This window comes from Streptomyces sp. HUAS MG91, from assembly GCF_040529335.1.
Taxonomy (GTDB): Bacteria; Actinomycetota; Actinomycetes; order Streptomycetales; family Streptomycetaceae; genus Streptomyces; species Streptomyces tabacisoli.
The window spans coordinates 2,923,548-2,941,096 of sequence record NZ_CP159534.1 but is presented as its reverse complement, the minus strand read 5'-3'; the positions used below and the strand labels follow the sequence as shown (position 1 = coordinate 2,941,096).

Here is a 17,549-nt window from a genome sequence, read left to right as displayed (position 1 = left end):
AATTCGCATTACTTGAAGAGGTACCACAAGATTTCTCCCCACTATGCTGGGACGGCGCGATGTATCGATTTTGTGTTTCTCTGTGTTTCGGGGGTGCAGTCGATTGCCAGGGCAGTCAGGAAACGCGAGTGGAGGCGTCCGGGGATTGGTGGTGGCTGGGCGCTACCGCTTGGACGCACACATAGGCCAGGGGGGCATGGGGCGTGTGTGGCGTGCGGCCGACGAGATGCTCGACCGGCCCGTCGCCGTGAAGGAGATGCGCATCGACGGCCTCGACCCCGAGGACGCCCGCACCCGCCGCGAGCGCACCCTGCGCGAGGCCCGCGCCACCGCCCGGATCGACCACCCGGGCGTGGTGCGCGTCTACGACGTCGTGGACGAGGGCGAACGGCTGTGGATCGTCATGGAGCTGATCGACAGCCGCTCCCTGGAACAGACCCTCGTCGAGGACGGGCCGCTCGGCGTGGACGACGTCGCGGCGATCGGCCACAGCCTCGCCGACGCGCTGCGCGAGGTCCACGCGGGCGGCGTCCTGCACCGCGACATCAAACCGGGCAACGTCCTGCTCGAACGGGTGGGCAGGCGCCGCGTCATGCTCACCGACTTCGGGATCGCCAACATCCAGGACACCGAGGCGCTCACCATGGTCGGCATGCTCGTCGGCTCGCCCGACTACATGGCGCCGGAGCGGATCTCGGGCAGGCCCCAGGGGCCGCCCTCCGACCTGTGGTCGCTCGGCGCGACGCTCTGCGCGGCGCTCGGCGGCCGGTCCCCGTTCAGCCGGGACACCACCCTCGCGACGCTGCACGCCGTCCTGTACGAGGAGCCCCGGCTGCCGCCCGAGGCGGGCCGGCTGACACCGCTGCTGACCCGGCTCCTGACCAAGGAGCCGGAGGACCGCCCCGGTCTCGACGAGGTCGTCGGGGCGCTCGCGCCACGCGCCCCGGCCGCGGCCGCCCACCCGGGCACCCCCACCCTGGACATCGGCCTGCGCCGCCCGGTGCCGCCGCCCCCGGCGCGGCCCGCGGTCGCCCGGCAGGAGGCCCCGACCGAGTGCGCGAAACCGGTGCCCGGCGACGATCGGCCCGGCCCGCCGTCGGCACCGCGCCACGGGCACGGGCGGCGCCGCGGCCTGCTGATCGCCCTCGCCGTGGCGCTGGCCGGGGGCATCGCGGCGGCCCTCGTGCTCACGCTGCCCGGCGACCACGGGGGCGGCACGTCGGCGGGCGGCGCGAGCGCCACGGCCTCCTCCCGCCCGCCCACGGTCGAGGGCACCTCGCGCCCGCCCACGGCCCAGACCTTGCCACCCGGCTCGATCCGCGAGGTCGGGTACGCCTGGGTGCCGCCGCGGGGCTGGAAGCGGGCGGTGAAGACGGCGTCGGAGGTGCACTACACGGCCCCCGACGGCACCCAGGAACTGGTCACCCAGTCCGCGCTCGCCAAGGACGACCTGCTGGCGACCTGGCAGAAGTCGGAGCGCGACGCCCATCAGGGCCAGGACTACGTGAAGATCCGGCTGAACCGCACGACGTTCCGGGGCCGCCCCGCCGTCGTCTGGGAGTACCTGTTCACCCTCGACGGCCGCCGCTGGCACGCCGAACTCCTCGGCTTCGACCAGGAATCACGCTCGTACCAGATCGGCACCTGGTACCAGCCGCAGGTCGCGGGGGAGGCGCGGGCCCGGTACGAGCGGATCAAAAACACGTTCACGGTGCTGCGGCCGTAGCCGCGGCACCGTGAACGGGGGAACGAACGGGGGGCGTCAGTCCTTGACGGCGCGCTTCTGCACCCGGTCCCGTACGAGCGCGAACGCCACCACGAACACCGCCACGAGCAGCGACAGCAGCACCTGCTCGCGCCCGGCGTCGTCGGTCAGCATGTAGACGAGCACGAACGAGATCATCGCGATCGTCGCCCAGGTCAGGTACGGGAACAGCCACATCTTCACGACGAGCTTCTCCGGCTGCTCGCGCAGGATCATGCCGCGCATCCGCAGCTGCGTGAAGCAGATGACGAGCCAGACGAAGAGGGCGACCGCGCCGGAGGAGTTGAGCAGGAAGTTGAAGACGGTGTCCGGCCACTGGTAGTTGAACCAGACGGCGAGGAACCCGAAGACGACCGAACCGAGGATCGCGGTGCGCGGCACGCCCCGCGAGGTGGTCCGCGCGAACGCCTTCGGCGCGTCACCGCGCTGCCCGAGCGAGAAGGCCATGCGGGAGGCGGTGTAGAGCCCGGAGTTCAGGCAGGACAGCACGGCGGTCAGCACGATGACGTCCATGACCTGCCCGGCGTGCGGGATGCCGATGGAGTTCAGGGCGGCGACGTAGGAGCCGTCCTTGGTGATCGACGGGTCGTTCCACGGCAGCAGCGTCAGCACGACGAAGATCGAGCCGAGGTAGAAGATGCCGATCCGCCAGATCACCGAGTTGGTGGCCCGGGTGACGGCCTTCTGCGGGTCCTCGGACTCACCGGCGGCCAGCGTGACGATCTCGGAGCCCATGAAGGAGAAGACGACCATCAGCACACCGGTGAGGATCGCGCCGGGCCCCTTGGGGAAGAAGCCGCCCGCGTCCGTGAGGTGCCCGAACCCGGCGCCCGGATTGTCCGACCCCGGCAGCACGCCGAACACGGCGAGCAGCCCGATGATCACGAAGGCACCGATCGCGACGACCTTGATCCCGGCGAACCAGAACTCGAACTCGCCGTAGCTGCCCACGGCCGCCAGGTTCACGACGGTGAGCACGACCATCACGATCAGCGCCCAGGCCCACTGCGGCACCGCCGGTATCCACCCGTTCAGGATGGTCGCCCCCGCGGTGGCCTCCACGGCGAGCACCACGACCCAGAAGAACCAGTACAGCCAGCCGATGGAGAACCCGGCCCAGCGCCCGAGCGCCTGGTCGGCGTAGGCGGAGAAGGAGCCGGAGGAGGGCCGGGCCGCGGCCATCTCGCCGAGCATCCGCATCACGAGGACGACCATCGCGCCGACCAGGGCGTACGAGACGAGGATGGCGGGCCCGGCCGCCGCGATCCCGGAACCCGATCCGACGAAGAGTCCTGCGCCGATGACACCGCCGATGGCGATCATCGACAGGTGACGGTTCTTGAGTCCGGCCTTGAGGCCGTCTCCCTCGGGCGGGGTCTCGTTCGGTGCCAGGGTTGACTGCGAAGACATGCAGACTTCCTTAGGTCTCGGTGGGGCGAGCCCTGGCATTCAAAGCTCAGGGTCGGCCCTTTCGGAAGGGCTGACTCCGGATTGTTGTCTTTGTTACGCCGGTGAATCAGGAGGTCAGGGCCCCGCCAGCGACTACCCGGCCCGTGCCGTGCCACACTCGGATCCATGCGCGTCTATCTCGGCTCCGATCACGCCGGCTACGAACTCAAGAACCACCTGGTCGAATGGCTGAAGGCCCACGGCCACGAGCCCGTCGACTGCGGGCCCCACATCTACGACGCCGTCGACGACTACCCCCCGTTCTGCCTCCGCGCCGCGGAGCGCACGGCGGCGGACCCCGAGGCCCTGGGTGTCGTGATCGGCGGCTCGGGCAACGGCGAGCAGATCGCCGCGAACAAGGTCAAGGGCGTCCGTGCCGTCCTCGCCTGGAGCGAGCAGACCGCGGCCCTGGGCCGCGAGCACAACAACGCCAACGTGATCTCGGTCGGCGGCCGGATGCACACGCAGGAGGAGGCGACGAAGTTCGTCGAGACCTTCCTCACCACGCCCTGGTCCGGCGAGGAGCGCCACCAGCGCCGCATCGACATGCTGACCCACTACGAGGAGACGGGCGAACTCCCCGAGATCCCGGCCCACCACCCGCAGGGCTGATTCTTCGAGGGGGCTTGATCATTCAAGCCCCCTCCGCCCGTTCAAGCCCCTCCCATTCAAGCCCCTCCGGCGATTGAGGAGCGGGGTCTGGGGCAGAGCCCCAGGGACAGCAACCAGAACGAACCCGAGGAGACCGGCGGCCGTGCCCGAAGGCCACACGATCCACCGCCTGGCCCAGGACCACGCGGAGCGCTTCGCGGGCCGAAAAACCCAGGTCACCAGCCCCCAGGGCAAATTCTCCGACGCGGCCGAACTCCTCACCGGCCAGCCCCTCACGACCACCGAGGCCCACGGCAAACACCTGTTCCTCGGGTTCGGCGAAGCCTGGATCCACATCCACCTCGGTCTCTTCGGCAAGTACACGTTCGGCGCCACCCCGGCCCCACCCCCCACGGACACGGTCCGCCTGCGCCTGCTGAACGACACCCACTACGCGGACCTGCGCGGCCCCACCACCTGCGCCCTGATCACGGACGCCGAGAAGCAGGCGATACACGACCGCCTCGGCCCGGACCCGCTGCGCCCCGCCGACACCCCGGCCAGGGCCTACGCCCGTATCGCCCGCAGCCGCACCACGATCGCTGCGCTCCTCATGGACCAGAAGGTCATCGCGGGCGTCGGCAACGTCTACCGCGCCGAGGTCCTCTTCCGCCACGGCATCGACCCGTACACCCCGGGCCGGGACATCACCGGGGCGGCGTTCACCGCGATCTGGGACGACCTGGTCGCCCTGATGCGCGAGGGCGTCCGCCTCAACCGCATCGACACGGTCCGCCCCGAGCACACCCCCGAGGCGATGGGCCGCCCGCCGCGCGTCGACGACCACGGCGGCGAGGTCTACGTCTACCGGCGCGCCCCGCAGCCCTGCCACCTCTGCGGCACCGAGATCCGCACCGCCGAACTGGCGGCCCGCAACCTCTTCTGGTGCCCGACCTGCCAGCCGGGCACCCCGTAGCTCAGAACCCGTGCTGGAGCCACGGCGCGACGGCCGAGCCGAACGCCACCGACGTCTCCGTGAGCGCCCCCTGCCGCAGCTCCCGCACCCGCCCGGCCGCCCCCAGCGCGGCCAGTGACGTGTCGCCGAGATAGGCGGCGCCCAGCTCCCGTACGGACAGCGACAGTTCGGGAGCGTCGTCGGTCCGCTCGCAGGAGGCGCCCTTCGCGTCGCCGGTCAGCCGCCAACGCCCGGCGTTCCAGGGGCAGAAGGCGTCCTCGACCTCGAACACCACGTCCACCGGCGTGAGATACGTACGCGCTTCGAGCGCCGCGCCCACATCCACCAGCCGTACGTGCATCGAGTCGCGCATCCGGACGGCGCACCGGCGGATGTCCGACACCATGGACAGCAGCGGATCGTCGACCGGCAGGTTCCGCGCCTCCACGAACTCCGTCAGGTCGACGGAGAGCAGGAACCGCCACAGCGCCGCGTACGCCGCCGGGTCGAGCGCGCTGATGTGACGCACCCGGATCCGGCTGGTCGGCACCGACCACTCGGAGCTGAGCTTGATGTGGAAGCGGACGAACCCGACGAGCTCACCCGCCCGCTCCGCGAGCACGCACTGCATCGGCGAGGACCCGTCCCGCTCCTCCGGCGGGTCGAGCAGCGGCAGCCGCTCCCAGCCGGGGGAGCGGGCCAGGTTCCCCGGCCGCGTGCCGATCGTGCGCGCGTAGACGGCCTCGCACCGCTCGGCGGCCTCCGTCACGTCCGCGAACCGCAGCGAGACCTCGTCCGTCCCCTCCGGGGCCTCGATGCGCACCCGCGCCGACTCGACGGTGAGGGCCAGCTGCCGGGTGGCGATGCCGTACCCGAAACGGCCGTAGATCGCGGGCTCCGACGCGGTGAGCACGGCGAGCGCCTCGCCCCGCTCCCGTACGTCGTCGAGCTGGCGCCGCATCATCGAGCTGAGGATGCCGCGTCTGCGATGGGTGGCCGCGACGCTCACCATCGTCACGCCCGCGGCGGGCAGGAACGTGCCGCCCGGCACGGCGACCCGGTACGAGAACGCGCTCGCGGTCCCTACGCACGCCGCGCCGTCCCACGCCCCGATCGACCGGTCGAACTCGGTCAGGTCGTCCATCAGCCGCTGCTCCTGCGGCGGCTCCGGCACTCCGCCGAAGGCCAGCATCAGCTGTGCGTACCAGCGGTCGTGCTCATCGCGGCTCAGCGTGCGCAGGTCGATCGTCATCCGCCATGCCTACCAGGGCAAGCGGGACAAGAGCGAGCGAATTAACCGTCCCGCACCGGCGGCGGACGTGCCCGGAAAGGGGGACAAGTGGGACCTCCCGTGCACAGGTCCAGGCCCGATGGATAAGGTCCACGAGCAATGGCCGTACGACGAGACGGGCGGGCGCGCGAACAGCGCGCGGAAGCCGAGACGTTCCCGGCCCGGTTGAGAATGCGTGTCCACCGGGTCCGCACCGCCGTGCGCAAATCCGGCGTGGACTACTTCCGCGGCGACGGCTCGGACTGGATCGCCCTGGCCGGGCTGCTCCTGATGGTGCCGCTGATCGCCTGCTTCACGATCCTCAACCCGGTCTGGTGCTCGCCGGCCGTGCTGGTCCTGCCGATCGTCGCGGGCGGGCTGCTGCTGCGCCCCGCCAGTCTGCTCGGCCTGTACGCGGCGGCCGCCACGGCGCTGATCGTCGAGTCGTACCAGCTCGGCCCCTACGAGCAGCATCCCGCGGCGGTCACGCCCGGCACCGTGCTCACGGTCGCCGCGTGCGGCTTCTTCGGGCTGCTGATAGCGCAGTTCCGCAGCCGGGTCGGGGTGCCGTGGCGGCGCGGCGGCACGATGCTCTTCGACCTGCGCGAGCGCATCCGCACCCAGTCCAGGCTGCCGAAGCTGCCGGTCGGCTGGCACCGCGAGATGGCGCTGCGGCCGGCGGGCGGTCAGTCCTTCTCCGGCGACTTCGTCGTCGCCGCCCGCACCAACAACGGCCGCACCCTCGAAGTCGTCCTGACGGACGTCTCCGGCAAGGGCATGGACGCCGCGTCCCGCGCGCTGCTCCTGGCCGGCGCCTTCAGCGGCCTCCTGGGCTCCCTCCCGCCCCACGCCTTCCTCCCCGCGGCCAACGGCTATCTGCTCCGCCAGGACTGGGACGAGGGCTTCGCGACCTCCATCCACCTCGTCCTGGACCTCGAATCCGGCGACTACGAGCTCTACTCCGCGGGCCACCCGCCGGGCCTCCAGCTGAGCGCCGGCACCGGGCGCTGGGAGGAGAAGGCGGCCGAGGGGCCGCTCCTCGGGGTCTACGACGGCGCCGAGTTCGACGCCACGAAGGGTTCTCTGCGGCCCGGCGACGTCCTGATGCTCTTCACCGACGGCCTGGTGGAGACCTCCGACCGCGACATCGCCGAGGGCATCGACCGCCTCACGGGCGAGGCCGACCGCTATGTCCAGGGCGGCTTCCACGGCGCGGCCTGGCACTTGATCGAGGCAGTGGCCAAGGACGTCAACGACGACCGAGCCCTCCTCCTGATCTGCCGCGACGCCTGACGGCTCCGCCCTGTCGGCTCGTTCGTCTGCGGCCCCGGTGGGGGCTGGTCGCGCAGTTCCCCGCGCCCCTGAGATGCGCACTTCGTGCGCCATCTCATCGAGAGGCGCGGCGGAGCCGCAGCCTCAAGGGGAGGCGGCGCGAAGCGCCTGCCTCAGGGGCGCGGGGAACTGCGCGAGAAGCGGCCACCGTCCGTCAGCCGAACGAGGACCCATCAGGGGCGCGGGGAACTGCGCGAGAAGCGGCCACCGTCCGTCAGCCGAACGAGGACCCATCAGGGGCGCGGGGAACTGCGCGAGAAGCGGCCACCGGCCCGCAGTCGAACGACAACCCAGGGGCGCGGGGAACTGCGCGACCAGCCCCCACGCACCCGCACCCGGCGACGAAAGGTCAGACCCCCGCCCCGACCCGCTCCTCGACCGGCACAGACACCCGCCCCCCCCGGCAGAACCCGGGCCAGCCAAGCGGAGCGCCCGGCCGCCAACGGCCCCAGAACAGCAAGCACCAGCACATACCCCGCGATGAACGGAGAAAGCCGCTCGTCAAGACCCGCGCCGGCGGCCATCGTGGCAAGGATCAACGCGAACTCCCCCCGAGCCAACAACGTCGTAGCGATATTGGCAGCGGGCCCGGCCCCGAACCCGTACACCCGCGCCGCCCCCAACCCGGCCAGCACATTCATCACCAGCGTCACCGCGACAGCGGCCAGCACCGGCCACACCACACTCGGCAGATCCCCGGGATCGATCGACAACCCGAACCCGAAGAAGAAGATCGCGCCGAAGGCGTCCCGCAACGGATGCACCAGCTTCAGAATGCGCGCGCCCGACGAGGTCGACCCGAGCATGAGCCCGACCATGAACGCCCCGATCGCGTCGGCCACCCCGAACCACTCGGAGACCCCGGCCACGAACACGGCGGCACCGAGGAACGAGATCACCAGCAGCTCGTCGTCCTTGGTGTTGAAGAGCTTGCCGACGACCCGGGTCCCGAACCGCGCGGCGAGCGCGAGCAGCAGCAGGAACCCGAACGCCTTCCCGCCGTCCATCACCGCGGCGGACAGCGAGTCGGCCCCGGACAGGATCGGCTGCAACGCGGCCAGGTACAGCGCCAGGAAGATGTCCTCGACCACGATGATGCCGAGGATCGGCTTGGTCTCCGGATTGCCCAGCCGCCCGGTGTCGACCAGCACCTTGGTCACGATCGCGGACGAGGAGATGCCGAGTACCCCGGCGAGGACCAGAGCCTCGGATGTGCCCCAGCCGAGGGCGAATCCGAAGCCGAGGCCGGCGCCGACGTTCAGCGCGAGGTACGTCCCGCCGGCGACGGCCATCTTGCGGCCGCCCGCCTTGAGGTCGTCGATGTGGAACTCGAGGCCGAGATAGAAGAGCAGCAGGACCAGGCCGAGCGCGGAGAGCATCTCCAGGTCGTGCGGGTCGGACAGGAGCACGACGCCCGGTGTGTGGGGGCCGAGCAGGATCCCGGCCAGGATGAACAGCGGAATGGTGGGAAGTCCGATGCGCCCGCCGAGGCGGGCGAGAACGGCGGCGGCGAGAAAGGCGCCACCCATGGCTATCAAGGTGTCTGCGTGTCCGATGGGCCCGTTCCTCCTTGTACTGGCGACCAGCCTTGGTAAAGGGATCGTCAAGAAAACGTCAATAGTTAGCTTACCAAAGTACTCGGGGGGTGGGTCGAAGGTCCCGGGGTGGGGTTCTCCCCACCCTCGATCGGCCGGTCGCCCGCATGGTTCCGGGGCCCTGGAATCCGTACGTTCGATCCACCTGAACCGGCACGGACGAGAGGGTGACCATGGGCCTGCGCAAGAAGCGCCAGCGGCACGACGAGGCACCGCGCGACGGCGGACGGGCCGTCGAACTGCGCGGAGTGCGCCGTCAGTACGGTCGTGGGGAAGCCGCCGTCCACGCGTTGCGCGGTATCGAACTCGCCCTGCCCCGCGGCACGTTCACCGCCGTGATGGGCCCCTCCGGCTCCGGCAAGTCGACGTTCCTGCAATGTGCGGCCGGCCTGGACCGCCCCACGGAGGGCACCGTCGTCCTCGGCGGCACGACGATCACCGGCCTGAACGAGAACGAGCTCACCGAACTGCGCCGCACCCGCCTGGGCTTCGTCTTCCAGGCGTTCAACCTGCTGCCCTCGCTCACGGTCGAGCAGAACGTGCTGCTCCCGATGCGGTTCGCCGGACAGCGCCCGGACCGCCGCCGCGCCGCCGACGTCCTCACCCGGGTCGGGCTCGACGGCCTGGGCGGGCGCCGCCCCGGCGAACTCTCCGGCGGCCAGCAGCAGCGCGTCGCGATCGCCCGCGCCCTCGTCGGCCGCCCCGACGTGATCTTCGCCGACGAGCCGACCGGCGCCCTCGACACCACGACGGCCCGCGAGATCCTGGGACTGCTGCGCGACGCCGTCGACCACACGGGCGCCACCGTCGTCATGGTCACGCACGACCCGGTGGCCGCCGCCCACGCGGACCGCGTCCTGTTCCTCGCCGACGGCGCGATCGTGGACCAGCTCGAAGGCGCCCCCGCGGACGCCGTCGCCGCCCGCATGAGCACCCTCACGGCCCGCGCCGCCGCCCACCCGCCTACCCTCGCCCCATGCTGACCCTGAGCGAAGTAGAAGCGCTGGCCCGCCGGGCCCACGCCGACCAGACCGACAAGGCCGGCCACCCCTACACCGAGCACCTGCGAGCCGTGGCCGACGGGGTCGCGGCGCGCGGCGGCACCGAGGAACAGATCGCGGCGGCCTGGCTCCACGACGCCGTCGAGGACGCGGCCCTCTCCGCGGAATGGCTGACGACGGCGCCCCTCACGGACCACACCAAGGCGCTGATCCGGGCCCTGACGAAACAGAAGGGCGAGGACCCGGAGACGTACGCGCTCCGCATCCTCGCCACACCGGGTGCCCGCCTGATCAAGGAGGCGGACCTGGCCCACAACGCGGACCCGGCCCGCCTGGCGGTCCTGGACGAGCCGACCCGCATCCGTCTGACCCGGAAGTACGTGACGATGCGCGCCCTCCTGGGCCTGACCTGACCCGGGCCCGGCTCAACCCCGGCTTATGCCTTGTGGCGCCGCCGGGCCAGTTCGGCGGCGTCCTTGCGGAACGCCCACTCCATCTTCGGCTCCATGGCGAACCGGAACAGCCGCTGCACCGGCGGCGTGCACAACACGGTGATGACGGACGCCGCGACGACGGTGACGACGATCTCGCCCCACGGAGTGTGGACCCAGGCCGCGTCGAACCAGCCCCAGAACCGCGACCCCTTCGCCAGGAACCCGTGCAGCAGATACCCGTAGAGGGTCCCGGCGCCGAGCACCGTGAACCACATCCTGCGCCCCGGCACCCAGGCGAAGAAGCACGCGGTGAGCACGATCGAGGCGCCGAACAGCGCGAGCGTCATCACGATGCCGGCCCACCACGGAGCACCCAGCTCCTGTGCGCTGTCCCGGTGGTAGAACCACGCGGACGTCATCCGCGGCCCGGCCCAGTACGCGAGCGCCAGCGCGCACAGCGCGACCGGCACGGCGAGGATCCGCACCTCGCGCCGCCGCACGAGCTGGAAGTGCTCGGGCTTCAGGCACAGCCCGAGGACGAAGAAGGGCAGGAACTGCAGCACCCGCTGGAGATCGAGATCGTCCCCGACCTCCGGCGAGACGGACGCCAGCGCCGCGACGAGGACGGCCAGCGGCAGCGGCCACCGCACGATCTTCCAGATCGGCGTGGTCAGCCGCCACACGAACAGCGCGACGAGGAACCAGGTCAGGTACCAGGGGTCGAGCAGGCTGATCGGGTAGTCGGGGTCGCCCCCGGCGGTCCGCTTGAAGAGGGTGTACGCCACCTCGAAGAGGACGTACGGGACCGCGACCCCGGTGATGAGCCGCTTGAGCCTGTGGGGGCTCGCGTCGAAGGACCGGGAGAAATAGCCGGAGATGACGATGAACGCCGGCATGTGGAAGGTGTAGACGACCATGTACAGCGCCTCGGCGGCGCGGCTGCGGTCGGTCAGGGGCTCCCAGGAGTGCCCCATCGCCACGAACACGATGGCGAGGTACTTGGCGTTGTCGAAGAACGCGTCCCGCTGCTTCGGCCGGCCCGCGCCGGCCGGGGCGGGAGCGGGCGCCTCGGCGGTGGGCCGCCGGGTCTGCGGGGACGGCACGCCGTCCGCGGGCACCGCGGCCGGGGGGAGAGGCGTGCGATGCGAGCCGTGCGGATACAGCGAGCTGGTCACAGGCCCTCCCGCCGAAGACTCGGGGAGACCGTCCAGGACCGCACTGCGCCGGAGGGGGTCATGGCAGTGTGGGACATCTGAGGCACCCTAGTAGCGCCTGTGGGATTTCGTAAAACCCGCAAGGTGATTCCTCCTTATCGCCTCCGGGTACCCCGGGATTCGCGGAAGTCGACATGCTTCCGTACGTCGTCGAACTCGTGCCGATCTGTCCGCCATCGCACTGTTAATCCCACTTAAAGGGTGCATATCGCCCTCGTTCGACTACGGCGGAATGTCCCTGTGTGCACCATTGCGCGCCGCGTCGCGACGGGTCGGGAATGAGCCGCCGAATTCCCTGGATTTACCTGTGCGTACGGCAAGGGGAAAGTGCGTGAAAAGCGGGAACGACATGCGAGGGGCATGTGTGCCCCGCACGTGCCCCGATGGAAACGATCAAGCCGAATTCCGACCCCCGCCGCCACCCCTCCCGCGCCCCGCCGCCCCCGCCGCGACGTGCGCGGCACCCGCGCCGTGGGCATGCGTGCGGTTCGCGCCCCCGCACGCGCGTGGCCGACGATGCGTCACCGGCCGCATACAGGAGCCGTGTTGGTGGCACGATGGTCCTGGCGGGGGGTGTGCGGGGCTGTGCCCCCCGGGCCGGGAGAGCGGACCGACCTAGGGTGTGATCAGTGTGGCCATTTCGCTGTCAGTGCTGCTGTTGTTGGCGATCGTCCTCGTGGTGCTCATGCGCGGAGGTTCGATCAAGGCGGGACCCGCCATAGTCGCGGTGCTCTTCGGCTTCTTCCTGGCATCGTCCGGAATGGCGCCCGCGATCAACAACTTCCTCAACTCGGTCGCGGAGAGCATCAGCTCGATCAATTTCTGAGCCCCGGTCCCAAGAAGCCGCGTGACGACCGGCCGCCGGCGTCACGGCTTCGTCCTGTGCTGCCCGCGGCCCGGACACGCGTCCCCGGAACCGGCCGCCGAACGACAACAAGACCAGGCAGAGAGGCGATTCTCTGACCTGGCCTTGTGTGCTGTGGAGCGGGCGACGGGAATCGAACCCGCGTAGCTAGTTTGGAAGACTAGGGCTCTACCATTGAGCTACGCCCGCACAGTGCGCACCACCGATGACCGGCGGCGCCACGAAAGGCATCGTAGCGGGTCATGGGCCTCGCCCGCACACCCCCTTTACGACGGCCGTGTACGACGGCCGTGCAGACGACCGTACCGGCGACCGCGACGGCCCGCGCGCCGCGGTCCGGAATGCGGGCGCCGCGCCGCCTGCGGGCATGTACCCTACGTGTCGCACCGAACGGGGTGTGGCGCAGCTTGGTAGCGCGTCCGCTTTGGGAGCGGAAGGCCGTGGGTTCAAATCCCGCCACCCCGACCAGCTACTTCCCCCAGCCCCGCACCCGCCTCACCGGCGCCTCCCGGGCTCTCTCAAGATCGCATTGTGGCTGGGCAGCGGCTTGCCGTTACTATGCAAGCTGCATGCCCGTGTGTCTCTAAGCCGGGCAGATCCCTAAAGTCAGCCCCAAGGAGACCGAACCGTGAAGAGCGCCGTCGAGACCCTGAACCCGACCCGGGTTCGGCTCAGCATTGAGGTGCCCTTCGAGGAGCTCAAGGACAGCCTCGACGCGGCGTACAAGAAGATCAACCAGCAGGTCACGGTGAAGGGCTTCCGCAAGGGCAAGATCCCGGCCCGCGTCATCGACCAGCGCTTCGGCCGCGGTGCGGTGCTGGAGGAGGCCGTCAACGACGCCCTCCCGAAGTTCTACACCGAGGCGGTCAACGAGGCCGAGCTGAACGTCCTCGGCCAGCCCGAGGTCGACATCACGGAGCTGAAGGACGGCGAGACGCTGAACTTCACCGCCGAGGTGGACGTCCGCCCGGCCATCGAGATCCCGGACTACTCCGGCATCGAGGTCGAGGTCGACGCGGTCGAGGTCACCGACGAGGACGTCGAGAAGTCGGTCGAGCAGCTGCGCGACCGCTTCGCCTCGACCTCCCCGGTCGAGCGCGCCGCCGAGGACGGCGACGTCGTGACCATCGACCTGGAGGCCAAGGTCGACGGCGAGGTCCTGGAGGACGGCGTCGCGTCCGGCGTCTCCTACACCATCGGCTCCGGTGAGCTGCTCGACGGCATCGACGACGCCGTGAAGGGCCTGGAGGCCGGTGGCGAGGCCACCTTCACCTCCCAGCTCAAGGGCGGTTCCGCCGAGGGCAAGGACGCCGAGGTCACCGTCAAGGTCACCCAGGTCGCCGCCCGCGAACTCCCGGCCCTGGACGACGACTTCGCCCAGCTCGCCTCCGAGTTCGACACCCTCGACGAGCTGAAGGCCGACAGCCGCAAGCGCCTCGAGAACATGAAGCAGTACGACCAGGCCACGCAGGCCCAGGAGCGCGTCCTGGAGAAGCTGCTCGACCTGGTCGAGGTCCCCGTTCCCGAGAAGCTGCTCGAGGACGAGGTCAACACCCGCAAGCACAACCTCGAGCACCACCAGCTCGGCCAGATGGGCCTGGACATCGAGAAGTACCTCGAGATCCAGGGCAAGACGGTCGAGGAGTTCGACGCCGAGACGCGCGAGCAGGCCGTCAAGGGCATCAAGACGCAGTTCGTCCTCGACGAGCTCGTCAACAAGGAGAAGCTGAACGTGAACCAGGAGGAGCTCACCGAGCACCTCATGCGTCGCGCCGCCTCCTCCGGCATGTCCCCCGACCAGTTCGCCCAGGCGGTCGTCGAGGGTGGCCAGGTCCCGATGCTGGTCGGCGAGGTCGCCCGCGGCAAGGCTCTTGCCGTGGTCGTCGAGGCCGCCACCGTCAAGGACACCAACGGCGAGGTCGTCGACCTCGAGGACGACGAGGACGAGGCCACCGAGGCCCCGGCCGAGGAGTCCACGGAGGCCTGATCTCCGTAGCCCCACTCCGACAGGCCCCCGGGACATCACGTCCCGGGGGCCTGTCGCGCCCCTGACGGGGCTGTTGCGCGCCCGCGCGGCGGAAGCCGCATATCGGCACTGCCCCGCGCCCCTGGCCGGGCTGACCCGAACCTGCGCTCACAGCGAACAGTTCCATCTGCGGGATTCCCCGAAGGGACCCGCGCGTTAGGGTCCATGAAGAGGAGGGCAGGGGAGTCCCTGAGCAAGGGCCCCGCCCCCAGCTAGAGACGCGAGACGGCGCGCAGCCGTCAGAGACGAGCAGGTGGATACGTGACGATTCAGATGCCTTCCGCCGCCGGCGAGCCGTCCATCGGTGGTGGCCTCGGCGACCATGTCTACAACCGACTGCTCGGCGAGCGGATCGTCTTCCTCGGCCAGCAGGTCGACGACGACATCGCGAACAAGATCACTGCGCAGATGCTCCTTCTGGCCGCCGACCCGGACAAGGACATCTACCTCTACATCAACAGCCCCGGCGGCTCGGTGACGGCCGGCATGGCGATCTACGACACCATGCAGTACATCCCGAACGACGTGGTGACGATCGGTATGGGCATGGCGGCCTCGATGGGCCAGTTCCTGCTCACGGGCGGCACGGCGGGCAAGCGCTTCGCCCTGCCGAACACCGACATCCTGATGCACCAGGGCTCCGCGGGCATCGGCGGTACCGCCTCCGACGTCAAGATCCAGGCCGAGTACCTGCTGCGTACGAAGCAGCGCATGGCCAGGATCACGGCCGAGCACTCCGGCCAGACCATCGAGACGATCATCCGTGACGGTGACCGCGACCGCTGGTACACCGCGGAGGAGGCCAAGGAGTACGGCCTCATCGACGAGATCATCACTGCCGCTACGGGTGTTCCGGGCGGCGGCGGCACGGGCGCCTGATCCCAGGCCCCGATCCCAGCCCCCACTGCCTCCCTCACCAGGACGGAACACCGCCATCATGAACAACATCCCCGGCAGCGGCCTCTACACGGGCCCGCAGGTCGACAACCGCTACGTGATCCCGCGCTTCGTCGAGCGCACCTCGCAGGGCGTGCGTGAGTACGACCCGTACGCGAAGCTGTTCGAGGAGCGCGTGATCTTCCTCGGCGTCCAGATCGACGACGCCTCGGCCAACGACGTCATGGCGCAGCTGCTGTGCCTGGAGTCGATGGACCCGGACCGCGACATCTCCATCTACATCAACAGCCCCGGCGGCTCGTTCACGGCCCTCACGGCCATCTACGACACGATGCAGTTCGTGAAGCCGGACATCCAGACGGTCTGCATGGGCCAGGCGTCCTCCGCGGCCGCCGTCCTGCTCGCCGCCGGCACCCCGGGCAAGCGCATGGCCCTGCCGAACGCGCGCGTCCTGATCCACCAGCCCTCCGGCGGCACCGGCCGCGAGCAGCTCTCCGACCTGGAGATCGCGGCCAACGAGATCCTCCGGATGCGTACGCAGCTGGAAGAGATGCTGGCCAAGCACTCGACGACGCCGATCGAGAAGATCCGCGACGACATCGAGCGCGACAAGATCCTCACGGCCGAGGACGCCCTCGCGTACGGCCTGGTGGACCAGATCATCTCCACCCGCAAGATGAACAACGAGGCGATCGCGTAACCGCGCGCTGTATCGTCTGCCATTCCCCGGCACGGTTCACGTCAAAGTGAACCGTGCCAAGGGGGGCCCGAACGGGGGGCCCGGCAAGGTACCGTCGGACACAGGCACCAGGAGTCGCTGAACGTGGCGTCTCCCAGGCGAAGGGGAAGCACCTCGTGGCACGCATCGGTGACGGCGGCGATCTGCTCAAGTGCTCGTTCTGCGGAAAGAGCCAGAAGCAGGTCAAAAAGCTCATCGCAGGCCCCGGTGTATACATCTGCGACGAGTGCATCGACCTCTGCAACGAGATCATCGAGGAAGAGCTCGCGGAGACGAGCGAAGTGCGCTGGGAAGAGCTTCCCAAGCCGCGCGAGATCTACGAGTTCCTCGAGGGCTACGTCGTGGGCCAGGAGGCCGCCAAGAAGGCGCTCTCCGTGGCGGTGTACAACCACTACAAGCGCGTCCAGGCCGGGGAGAACGGCGGGGGCAGCAGCCGTGACGACGCCATCGAACTGGCGAAGTCGAACATCCTGCTGCTCGGCCCGACCGGCTCCGGCAAGACGCTCCTCGCGCAGACGCTCGCGCGCATGCTGAACGTCCCGTTCGCGATCGCGGACGCCACGGCGCTCACCGAGGCGGGCTATGTCGGCGAGGACGTCGAGAACATCCTGCTGAAGCTCATCCAGGCCGCCGACTACGACGTCAAGAAGGCCGAGACGGGCATCATCTACATCGACGAGATCGACAAGGTCGCCCGCAAGAGCGAGAACCCGTCGATCACCCGCGATGTCTCCGGCGAGGGCGTCCAGCAGGCCCTGCTCAAGATCCTGGAGGGCACCACTGCCTCCGTGCCCCCGCAGGGCGGCCGTAAGCATCCGCACCAGGAGTTCATCCAGATCGACACGACGAACGTGCTGTTCATCGTGGGCGGCGCGTTCGCCGGTCTGGAGAAGATCATCGAGTCGCGGGCCGGCGCCAAGGGCATCGGCTTCGGCGCGACGATCCACTCCAAGCGCGAGCTGGAGGAGAAGGACCAGTTCCAGGAGGTCATGCCGGAGGACCTGGTGAAGTTCGGGATGATTCCCGAGTTCATCGGCCGTCTCCCCGTCATCACCTCGGTCCACAACCTGGACCGCGAGGCCCTGCTCCAGATCCTCGTCGAGCCGCGCAACGCACTGGTGAAGCAGTACCAGCGCCTCTTCGAACTCGACGGTGTGGAGCTGGACTTCGAGCGCGAGGCGCTGGAGGCCATCGCCGACCAGGCGATCCTGCGCCGCACCGGTGCGCGAGGTCTGCGGGCCATCATGGAGGAGGTCCTCCAGTCGGTGATGTACGAGGTCCCGTCCCGCAAGGACGTGGCCCGTGTCGTCATCACGGCGGACGCCGTCCACTCGAACGTGAACCCGACGCTGATCCCGCGCGATGTGCGGGGCGGCGGCAGCGGGGAGCAGAAGTCGGCCTAGCCGTACGGCGTCT

Annotated in this window: 15 protein-coding genes and 2 tRNA genes; 12 read left to right on the top strand and 5 right to left on the bottom strand. The window is 69.8% G+C overall.

Features of this window, described 5'->3' with window-relative positions:
* The first annotated feature begins 43 nt into the window (after positions 1 to 43).
* Positions 44 to 1,726: a serine/threonine-protein kinase gene (locus tag ABII15_RS13560; RefSeq protein ID WP_353942563.1), complete on the top strand. Its 1,683-nt coding sequence runs from the start codon at positions 44 to 46 to the stop codon at positions 1,724 to 1,726.
* 36 nt (positions 1,727 to 1,762) lie between these two features.
* Here ABII15_RS13560 and ABII15_RS13555 read toward each other — a convergent pair whose 3' ends face one another.
* Positions 1,763 to 3,175, bottom strand: coding sequence for an amino acid permease (locus ABII15_RS13555; RefSeq protein WP_353942562.1), 1,413 nt, complete (start codon positions 3,173 to 3,175; stop codon positions 1,763 to 1,765).
* Positions 3,176 to 3,340: 165 nt separating this feature from the next.
* On the opposite strand from ABII15_RS13555, the gene ABII15_RS13550 reads away from it, so the two are divergent.
* The gene (locus ABII15_RS13550) at positions 3,341 to 3,826 is read left to right on the top strand and encodes a ribose-5-phosphate isomerase (protein ID WP_353942561.1); all 486 of its coding nucleotides are present in this window, start codon (positions 3,341 to 3,343) and stop codon (positions 3,824 to 3,826) included.
* A 142-nt stretch (positions 3,827 to 3,968) separates the two neighbouring features.
* Positions 3,969 to 4,781: a DNA-formamidopyrimidine glycosylase family protein gene (locus tag ABII15_RS13545; RefSeq protein ID WP_353942560.1), complete on the top strand. Its 813-nt coding sequence runs from the start codon at positions 3,969 to 3,971 to the stop codon at positions 4,779 to 4,781.
* A 1-nt stretch (position 4,782) separates the two neighbouring features.
* Here ABII15_RS13545 and ABII15_RS13540 read toward each other — a convergent pair whose 3' ends face one another.
* A complete protein-coding gene (locus ABII15_RS13540; protein WP_353942559.1) occupies positions 4,783 to 6,012 on the bottom strand; it encodes a GNAT family N-acetyltransferase in 1,230 nt (409 codons plus the stop codon).
* A gap of 138 nt (positions 6,013 to 6,150) precedes the next feature.
* On the opposite strand from ABII15_RS13540, the gene ABII15_RS13535 reads away from it, so the two are divergent.
* Positions 6,151 to 7,323, top strand: coding sequence for a PP2C family protein-serine/threonine phosphatase (locus ABII15_RS13535; protein WP_353942558.1), 1,173 nt, complete (start codon positions 6,151 to 6,153; stop codon positions 7,321 to 7,323).
* Between the two features lie 272 nt (positions 7,324 to 7,595).
* Here ABII15_RS13535 and ABII15_RS13530 read toward each other — a convergent pair whose 3' ends face one another.
* On the bottom strand, positions 7,596 to 8,891 hold the full coding sequence (locus ABII15_RS13530) for a cation:proton antiporter (RefSeq protein WP_353942557.1): 1,296 nt from the start codon (positions 8,889 to 8,891) through the stop codon (positions 7,596 to 7,598).
* A 239-nt stretch (positions 8,892 to 9,130) separates the two neighbouring features.
* Here ABII15_RS13530 and ABII15_RS13525 point away from each other — a divergent pair, with 239 nt between their 5' ends.
* Together ABII15_RS13525 and ABII15_RS13520 are read left to right on the top strand one after the other, a co-directional pair.
* Complete coding sequence (locus ABII15_RS13525) at positions 9,131 to 9,940, top strand: ABC transporter ATP-binding protein (RefSeq protein WP_353947050.1); 810 nt, start codon at positions 9,131 to 9,133, stop codon at positions 9,938 to 9,940.
* Positions 9,934 to 10,371, top strand: coding sequence for an HD domain-containing protein (locus tag ABII15_RS13520; protein WP_353942556.1), 438 nt, complete (start codon positions 9,934 to 9,936; stop codon positions 10,369 to 10,371). Before ABII15_RS13525 ends, ABII15_RS13520 begins: the two co-directional genes overlap by 7 nt.
* A 23-nt stretch (positions 10,372 to 10,394) precedes the next feature.
* Here the strand turns inward: ABII15_RS13520 and ABII15_RS13515 are convergent, their stop codons facing one another.
* Positions 10,395 to 11,567 carry an acyltransferase family protein gene (locus ABII15_RS13515; protein WP_353942555.1) on the bottom strand — a complete coding sequence of 391 codons (1,173 nt, stop codon included), beginning with the start codon at positions 11,565 to 11,567 and terminating at the stop codon, positions 10,395 to 10,397.
* A gap of 670 nt (positions 11,568 to 12,237) precedes the next feature.
* Between ABII15_RS13515 and ABII15_RS13510 the strand changes: the two genes are divergently transcribed.
* Entirely contained in the window at positions 12,238 to 12,432 is a 195-nt protein-coding gene (locus ABII15_RS13510; protein WP_353942554.1) for a hypothetical protein, read from the top strand.
* A gap of 154 nt (positions 12,433 to 12,586) precedes the next feature.
* Here ABII15_RS13510 and ABII15_RS13505 read toward each other — a convergent pair.
* Positions 12,587 to 12,660 (bottom strand) — tRNA-Gly (locus ABII15_RS13505).
* A gap of 202 nt (positions 12,661 to 12,862) precedes the next feature.
* Between ABII15_RS13505 and ABII15_RS13500 the strand changes: the two genes are divergently transcribed.
* The 5 genes from ABII15_RS13500 (at position 12,863) to clpX (ending at position 17,536) form a co-directional block, all read left to right on the top strand.
* A tRNA-Pro gene (locus tag ABII15_RS13500) sits at positions 12,863 to 12,939 on the top strand.
* Between the two features lie 160 nt (positions 12,940 to 13,099).
* Positions 13,100 to 14,458, top strand: a complete 1,359-nt coding sequence (gene tig, locus ABII15_RS13495) for a trigger factor (RefSeq protein ID WP_353942553.1) — start codon at positions 13,100 to 13,102, stop codon at positions 14,456 to 14,458.
* A gap of 312 nt (positions 14,459 to 14,770) precedes the next feature.
* Positions 14,771 to 15,376 (top strand): ATP-dependent Clp protease proteolytic subunit, encoded by a 606-nt coding sequence (locus ABII15_RS13490; protein ID WP_353947049.1) that lies wholly within the window; start codon positions 14,771 to 14,773, stop codon positions 15,374 to 15,376.
* 58 nt (positions 15,377 to 15,434) lie between these two features.
* Positions 15,435 to 16,094 (top strand): ATP-dependent Clp protease proteolytic subunit, encoded by a 660-nt coding sequence (locus tag ABII15_RS13485; RefSeq protein ID WP_018531452.1) that lies wholly within the window; start codon positions 15,435 to 15,437, stop codon positions 16,092 to 16,094.
* Between the two features lie 155 nt (positions 16,095 to 16,249).
* Entirely contained in the window at positions 16,250 to 17,536 is a 1,287-nt protein-coding gene (gene clpX, locus ABII15_RS13480) for an ATP-dependent Clp protease ATP-binding subunit ClpX (RefSeq protein ID WP_353942552.1), read from the top strand.
* Positions 17,537 to 17,549: the final 13 nt, after the last annotated feature.